The sequence below is a fragment of the Thalassobacter sp. genome (genome assembly GCF_982993085.1).
Genome location: NZ_CEZFMW010000209.1, coordinates 1 through 1,624, shown reverse-complemented (window position 1 = coordinate 1,624; position 1,624 = coordinate 1). Strand labels below are relative to the sequence as shown.

Below are 1,624 nucleotides of genomic sequence, written 5' to 3'. Positions count from 1 at the left end.
CCGACCCAATCGAGACCGCGCTCAATGCTGTCGCCGCGCAGGGGCAGGTACTTGGTGAATGAGAACCACAGGGTCATGATCAAGGGCACCAACATCCAGCCCAAGAGCAGGACCACGGCGGGCGCCATCATAACGCGGGCGGCGGATCGGGATGCTTTGGTGGCCATTGGTTATACCTCGATCGTTAGCGGACGAGCCGCAGGAGTGCATAAAATAGAAAAAAGGAAGAGGAGAGAGAGTGTCCAGAGGGCAGGCGCTTGGCCCGCCCTCCGGCGTAAGTCGCTTAGCGGTAGCCAGCGGCTTCCATTGCTTCGTTCGTGATGGCCTGAGCTTTTTCCAGGGCTTCTTCGATGGACTGCTGTCCAGCGTAGGCCGCGGAGAACTCTTGGCTCACTTCAGTTGCGATACCGGCGAACTCGGGGATCGCTGCGAACTGAACACCAACGTAGGGGGAGGGGTCTACGGTCGAGTTGTTCGGATCAGCCGACAGGATCGAGTCCAGTGTCATCTGAGCGAAAGGAACCGCTTGGTAGTTGGGGTTTTCGTACAGCGACGTACGTGCACCGGGAGGAACGTTTGCCCAACCTTCGTTTGCAGCAACCAGTTCGATGTAGTCCTTGGATGTGGCCCACTCGATGAACTGTTTGGCTTCTGCTTCTTGCTGTGTGCCAGCAGGAACGGCCAGCGCCCATGCCCACAACCAGTTGGAGCGTTTGCCCATGCCGTTGTCGGGTGCGAGCGTGAAGCCCACGGAGTCAGCAACAGTCGAGTCGTCGCCAGTTACGAAGGACGCTGCAACAGTGGCGTCAATCCACATGCCGCATTTGCCTTGGTTGAACAGCGACAGGTTTTCGTTGAAGCCGTTGGTCGCGTAACCTTCGGGACCAGCGTCGTCCATCATGTTCTTGTAGAAGTTCAGCGTGTCGGACCACTCACGTGTGTCGAACTGTGCGTTCCACTCTTCGTCGAACCAGCGTGCGCCAAAGGAGTTGGACATGGCTGTGATGAACGCGCCACCTTCGCCCCAACCGGCTTTACCGCGCAGACAGATACCGTTGATGTCGTTTTCACGATCGGTCATTGCGCGTGCTGCTTTAGCGATAAAGCTCCACGATGGGGCGTCGGGCATTTCCAGACCGGCTTTTTCCATCAGGTCTGTGCGGTACATGACCATCGAGCTTTCGCCGTAGAAAGGCGCTGCGAACAATGTGCCGTCGTGGGACAGACCACCAGCCATTGCGGGCAGGATGTCTGCTGCGTCGTAGTCAGCGGACAGATCGTCCAGCGCTACGAGCCAGCCATTTGCGCCCCAAATGGGGGTTTCGTACATGCCGATTGTCATGATGTCGAACGCGCCACCTTTGGTGGTGATGTCCGTTGTCACGCGTTGGCGAAGTACGTTTTCTTCGAGTGTCACCCACTCAACCGCAATGCCGGTTTGTTCGGTGAATGTGTCGGTGTAGCCCTGCATGCGGATCATATCGCCGTTGTTTACGGTCGCGATGGTGATCGTTGCGGAATGGCCGTCTGCAAATGCACCGCCTGCTGTTACCAGCGTAAATGCCGTTGCCGCACAAAGTGCGCTCTTAATAGACATCCCTGATCCTCCCTGATTGGATGTTGT

At 57.3% G+C, this 1,624-nt stretch carries 1 protein-coding gene and 1 pseudogene; both read right to left on the bottom strand.

Annotation, left to right across the window (positions count from 1 at the left end):
* Window positions 1-167 (bottom strand): annotated as a pseudogene (locus AC4GMC_RS17975) (sugar ABC transporter permease); the annotation flags it as partial.
* 116 nt (window positions 168-283) lie between these two features.
* On the bottom strand, window positions 284-1,597 hold the full coding sequence (locus AC4GMC_RS17970) for an ABC transporter substrate-binding protein (RefSeq protein WP_487878623.1): 1,314 nt from the start codon (window positions 1,595-1,597) through the stop codon (window positions 284-286).
* Window positions 1,598-1,624 lie beyond the last annotated feature (27 nt).